We start from the raw sequence: 5,861 nt of genomic DNA, 5'->3' as shown, positions 1-5,861 counted from the left end.
AAAATCAATGTCATCATATCCATTGATCAAACATGATTTTTTGTATGGATTGATTTCAAACTCAAATTGATCACCTGTCTCTGTCAACATGACTGTTTGTTTTTCAAGATCAACGATAATCGCTGTTGTCGGATTTTGGTGCACCAATTCGAAAATTTTTGCCAAAAACTCTTCGGGTACCTGAATCGGTAATACACCATTGTTAAGGGCATTTCCTTTGAATATATCGGCAAAGAATGAGCTGATGACCACGTCAAAACCATAGTCTTGAATAGCCCATGCAGCATGCTCGCGGCTTGAACCACAACCAAAGTTTTTACCGGCAACCAATATTTTTCCTGTATAGGTTGGGTTGTTCAATACAAAGTCAGTTTTGGGCTGATTGTCTGTATCAAAACGCCAGTCGCGGAATAAATTATCACCAAAACCTTCGCGCGTAGTTGCTTTTAGAAAGCGTGCGGGTATAATTTGATCGGTATCAATATTTTCGATAGGTAGAGGGACTACCTGTGACGTTAAAGTTTCAAATTTTTTCATTTTTTTCTGCTTAGATCAACTCTCTTACATCTGTTACTTTACCTGTTACTGCCGCAGCTGCTGCTGTCAAAGGAGATACCAGCATGGTGCGGGCATTCGGCCCCTGACGCCCTTCGAAATTTCTATTTGAAGTCGAAACACAATATTTACCAGCAGGGATTTTATCTTCGTTCATACCTAAACATGCCGAGCATCCTGGTTCACGTAACTGGAATCCTGCCGCTTCAAATATTTTATCCAAGCCTTCTTCTTTAGCTTGTTTTTCTACTTGTTTTGAGCCCGGTACAATCCATACTTCAACGTCTTGTGCTTTTTGCTTGCCTTTAACGAATGAAGCTACTTCACGTAAATCTTCAATACGGGAATTGGTACAACTTCCGATGAACACATAATCAACACGGTTGCCTAAGACTGTTGAGTCATCTTTGAAGCCCATGTAATCCAATGCTTTTTGGTACGATGGTCTTTCTGATTCCGCTTGTGCGCTAGTTGCTGGAATATGCTCCGCAATACCCATACCCATGCCTGGATTGGTACCATAAGTAATCATTGGCGCAATGTCTGCAGCATCAAAAGTCAACACTTTATCAAAGATGGCATCTTCGTCAGAATACAATGTTTTCCAGTACGCTAGGGCTTTATCCCATTCTTCACCTTTCGGTGCGAATTCACGGCCTTCTACGTAGTCGAAAGTGATCTGATCTGGAGCAATTAAGCCTCCACGTGCACCCATTTCTATACTCATATTACAAATGGTCATACGTGCTTCCATGCTTAAAGAACGGATTGCTGAACCAGCATATTCAATAAAGTAACCTGTACCGCCCGCAGCAGAGATTTTAGAGATGATATATAGGATGATATCTTTTGCTCCAACACCTTTTTGAAGGGTACCGTTGACTTCAATTTTCATTGTTTTTGGCTTCGACTGCAACAAACATTGTGTTGCGAAGACCTGTTCAACCTGAGAGGTTCCAATACCAAAAGCAATAGCTCCAAAAGCACCATGTGTTGAGGTATGACTATCGCCACAGACCATCGTTTTACCTGGTAGGGTGATACCCAGCTCCGGACCAATAACGTGTACAATCCCTTGGTATGGATGTCCTAAACCATATAATTCAATACCAAATTCAGCACAATTTTTGGTGAGCATATCAACTTGATAACGGGATAGCTCTTCTTTGATCGGTAAATGTTGATTGAGTGTCGGTACGTTGTGGTCGGCAGTAGCTACCGTTTGCTTTGGACGAAAAACTGGGATTCCTCTTTTACGCAAGCCATCGAAAGCTTGAGGTGAAGTAACTTCATGAATCAAGTGGGTGTCGATATATATAATATCCGGAAACCCTTCTTCACGCTTGACGACGTGCGCATCCCAAATCTTTTCTACTAATGTTTTTGACATTTTTTAATCTCTCTTATGTTATTTTTATATGAACCAAGGTGATATTGCAAATGTCTCAATATCACCTTGATTTCGATATACTAAATTACGAAATATTCATGATTTTTGGAGCATGTATAATTTCGTATGGACTTTTAAACAGTTTTGATGGCTTTCATTGCAGTCATCGCTTTGCGCAATTTGCGACCGACGATTTCTACAGGGTGATCGCGTAGAATTTCATTGATGACAACTAATTGTGCGTTATCAACTGCAGCATCTCTACCTTCATTGAAGTTTTTACCTACGAGATCAGTATCAACAGTTTTCATGAAGTCGGCCAACAAAGGTTTACAAGCTTGGTCGAATAGGTAACAACCGTATTCTGCTGTATCAGAGATAACACGGTTCATTTCGAACAATTTCTTGCGAGCGATTGTGTTAGCGATCAATGGTGTTTCGTGCAATGATTCATAATATGCTGATTCTGGTTTGATACCTGCTTCAACCATTGTTTCGAATGCCAATTCAACACCTGCACGGATGAAAGCAACCATCAGTGTATAGTTGTCAAAGTATTCTTGTTCGTTGATTTTAACATCACCAGCAGGTGTCTTTTCGAATGCAGTTTCACCTGTTTCGGCTCTCCATTTCAATAAATTCGCATCACCATTTGCCCAGTCTTCCATCATGGTCTTGCTAAAGTGACCTGACATGATATCATCTTGGTGTTTTTGGAATAAAGGACGCATGATATCTTTCAATTCTTCAGAGATCTCAAAGGCTTTTACTTTTGCAGGATTGCTCAAACGGTCCATCATACCGCTTACGCCACCATGTTTCAAGGCTTCAGTGATAACTTCTACACCGTATTGTACCAATTTGGATGCGTAACCAGCTTCGATACCTTTCTCGATCATTTTGTCGAAAGATAAGATCGAACCTGTTTGCAACAATCCACAAAGAATCGTTTGCTCACCCATTAAATCTGATTTTACCTCGGCTACGAATGAAGATTTCAATACACCGGCTTTATGTCCACCTGTTCCTACGCAGTATGCTTTTGCTTCAGCCCAGCCTTTTCCTTGCGGATCATTCTCTGGGTGAACAGCGATTAAGGTAGGAACACCAAAACCACGAAGGTACTCTGCGCGAACCTCAGAACCTGGACATTTTGGAGCAACCATGATGACAGTGATATCTTTACGGATTTGCATACCTTCTTCAACGATGTTGAAACCGTGTGAGTACGATAATGTAGCACCTTCTTTCATTAACGGCATGACAGCGTTGATTACTGAAGTATGTTGTTTATCTGGAGTCAAGTTGATAACTAAATCCGCAGATGGGATCAATTCTTCGTAAGTGCCTACGTTAAAGTTGTTGTCCGTAGCGTTTTTCCAAGAATCTCTTTTTTGTTCAATAGCTTCTTTACGCAAAGCATAAGAAACGTCCAGTCCGCTATCTCTTAGGTTTAAACCTTGGTTCAAGCCTTGCGCACCACATCCTACGATTACGATTTTTTTACCTTTTAAAGCATTTACACCATCTGTGAATTCAGTGTTGTCCATGAATTCAGCGTGACTTAATTGTTCTAACTGCTCTCTAAGCGGTAAGGTGTTGAAATAATTTGCCATTGTTTTACTTTCTTTCTGTTATGGGTTGTTGATTATTTATTTTAATTATTGTACTAATCTGCGTTGCGCCATGGCGTAACCGAAATGAACGTTATCGTGACCTGATGTCAGGGCAATAACTTCTTCGATGGTATCCATTGGATAGCCATAGGTTGCTGTTGAAAAGGAGGTGATTTCTCCGAAAACACCGTGTTCATAGTCAGCAGCAATTTGCTCAATACTGCGGATTGCGATTTCTTTCAATTCATCAACCTCTGCTTGTTCAACAAAGCGGGTTGGCTTGGTGTCTTTTTTATAATCTTCATTATATTTTACCCAGGTCGTGTCGGCTTTAATACCTGTACGGACATAGACTAAGGTCTGTGTACTGACGACAATGTGGGCAAAATTCCAGATGATATTATTGTTAAATCCCGTGGGAATTTTGTTAAGCTGTTCAATGGAAAGACCGTCAAGTAATTCAATGAATTTTTGACGTGACTTTAAGATAAATTTAAATGTCTCTTGCATAATACTTTTAAAGCTTACATTGTAAATACATCATCTCTTTTGTCGAGATACTCGTTCTCTACAATTTCTATCGATGGTTCCTTGGCTTCAAACTGAACCAATTTGGAGTGGAAACCTGCGCTATCTTTAATGATGGCGATACGTGCGCCACGGACAAATTCGATCAAACCATATTTGGTCAATTCTTCTGTCAACTTATCGATCTCCTCACGGTGACCTGCAGTTTCAAAGACGATATAGTCGTTGCGGATCACAACAACATTGGCACCATATTGACGCAATAAACGTTCTACATATACCTTTTCATTCACAACATCCGCAGGCACTTTATAGAGCGCCTGTTCTTGCCAGATCACTTCATCATTGGTATTGTAATAGGCCTTGAGGATATCAATCTGTTTTTCCAGTTGACGACAAAGCTTACGCAGAACATCTTCAGCCTCCGTGATGACGATGGTAAAACGATGTATCCCTTCTACTTCAGAAGGGGAAGTATTCAAGCTTTCAATATTAATTTTTCTTCTTGAAAAAATGGTTGAGATTCGACCGATAAGACCGATTGAATTCTCTGTATATAGGGTGATGGTATATTCTTGTTTTTCCATGTCAAATTCTACTTTAAACGTATCTCAGATACCGATGTTCCTTGTGCAACCATTGGAAATACATTGTTTTCCTTACCTACCATCACTTCCAATAGATATGCTCCGTCGTGATCAATCATGGTTTTCAGTGCATTACGTAAGTCTTTACGTTCCGAAATCTTCTGACCGTCGATGTAATAGCCTTTCGCAACAGCAACAAAGTCAGGACTCGTGATATTCACGAATGAATAACGTTTGTCATGAAACAATTGCTGCCACTGGCGTACCATGCCCAAGAACTCATTGTTGAGGATCATGATTTTGACTTTTGCACCAAATTGCATAATTGTTCCCAGCTCCTGGATCGTCATTTGTATACCACCATCACCGATGATTGCTACGACAGTTTTCTCTGGCGCGCCATACCAGGCACCGATTGCTGCCGGAAGACCAAAGCCCATCGTTCCTAAACCCCCGGAGGTTACATTCGATTTGCTGTTGTTGAACTTAGCATAGCGACAAGTGACCATTTGATGTTGACCGACGTCCGTTGTAATGATCGCATCACCGCCTGTCAATTCATTCAACACATGGATGACCTCACCCATGGTCATAATATCGGTTTGTGGGTGAAGTTCGTTTTGGATGACTTCCTTGATTTCTTCTTTTTCAAGTTCACGGAATTGTTCCAACCAAGCGGAGTGATCTGCGGCATTTACTAATTCCGTCAGCATGGGAAGTGATTCCTTACAATCGCCCCATACAGGTACGGTTGTTTGTACGTTTTTGTCAATCTCTGCGGGATCTATATCCAAATGGATTACTTTTGCCTGTTTGGCATATTTGTCCAAACGACCTGTCACACGGTCATCGAAACGCATGCCGATGGCTATTAAAACATCACATTCATTGGTCATGACATTTGGCGCATAGTTGCCATGCATACCCAGCATCCCGACGTGAAGTTTATGATCCGTTGGAAGTGCACTTAACCCCATGACAGTCGATGCCGAAGGAATGCCAGTTTTCTCGATAAAAGCTTTGAATTCTTCCTCTGCTTTTCCAAGAATGATGCCTTGTCCAAAAAGAACAAATGGTTTTTTTGCATCGTTGATTAACGCTGCAGCTTGTTCAACATATTCTTTACGAACTTGCGGTGCAGGTCTGTAACTGCGTACGTGGCTGCATTTTTCGTAACCGAAATAA

6 protein-coding genes are annotated in these 5,861 nt (G+C 40.9%); all 6 read right to left on the bottom strand.

The window, feature by feature from the left end; all coding sequences use genetic code 11:
- A partial coding sequence (leuD, locus tag B2X72_RS25995) for a 3-isopropylmalate dehydratase small subunit (protein ID WP_286852095.1) occupies positions 1-537 on the bottom strand: 537 nt, incomplete at its 3' end.
- A gap of 10 nt (positions 538-547) precedes the next feature.
- Positions 548-1,945, bottom strand: coding sequence for a 3-isopropylmalate dehydratase large subunit (leuC, locus tag B2X72_RS25990; RefSeq protein WP_075994368.1), 1,398 nt, complete (start codon positions 1,943-1,945; stop codon positions 548-550).
- A gap of 134 nt (positions 1,946-2,079) precedes the next feature.
- Positions 2,080-3,561: a ketol-acid reductoisomerase gene (gene ilvC / locus B2X72_RS25985; RefSeq protein ID WP_075994367.1), complete on the bottom strand. Its 1,482-nt coding sequence runs from the start codon at positions 3,559-3,561 to the stop codon at positions 2,080-2,082.
- A gap of 45 nt (positions 3,562-3,606) precedes the next feature.
- Complete coding sequence (locus B2X72_RS25980) at positions 3,607-4,071, bottom strand: DinB family protein (protein ID WP_236560296.1); 465 nt, start codon at positions 4,069-4,071, stop codon at positions 3,607-3,609.
- Between the two features lie 14 nt (positions 4,072-4,085).
- Positions 4,086-4,676 (bottom strand): acetolactate synthase small subunit, encoded by a 591-nt coding sequence (gene ilvN / locus B2X72_RS25975; RefSeq protein WP_070570155.1) that lies wholly within the window; start codon positions 4,674-4,676, stop codon positions 4,086-4,088.
- 8 nt (positions 4,677-4,684) lie between these two features.
- Positions 4,685-5,861 (bottom strand): thiamine pyrophosphate-binding protein (locus B2X72_RS25970; protein WP_286852093.1); only part of this gene is annotated, 1,177 nt, incomplete at its 5' end.

The sequence above is a fragment of the Sphingobacterium sp. UBA7253 genome (genome assembly GCF_002472745.1).
GTDB classification, from domain to species: Bacteria; Bacteroidota; Bacteroidia; order Sphingobacteriales; family Sphingobacteriaceae; genus Sphingobacterium; species Sphingobacterium siyangense.
This window is presented reverse-complemented; position numbering and strand designations above follow the sequence as displayed.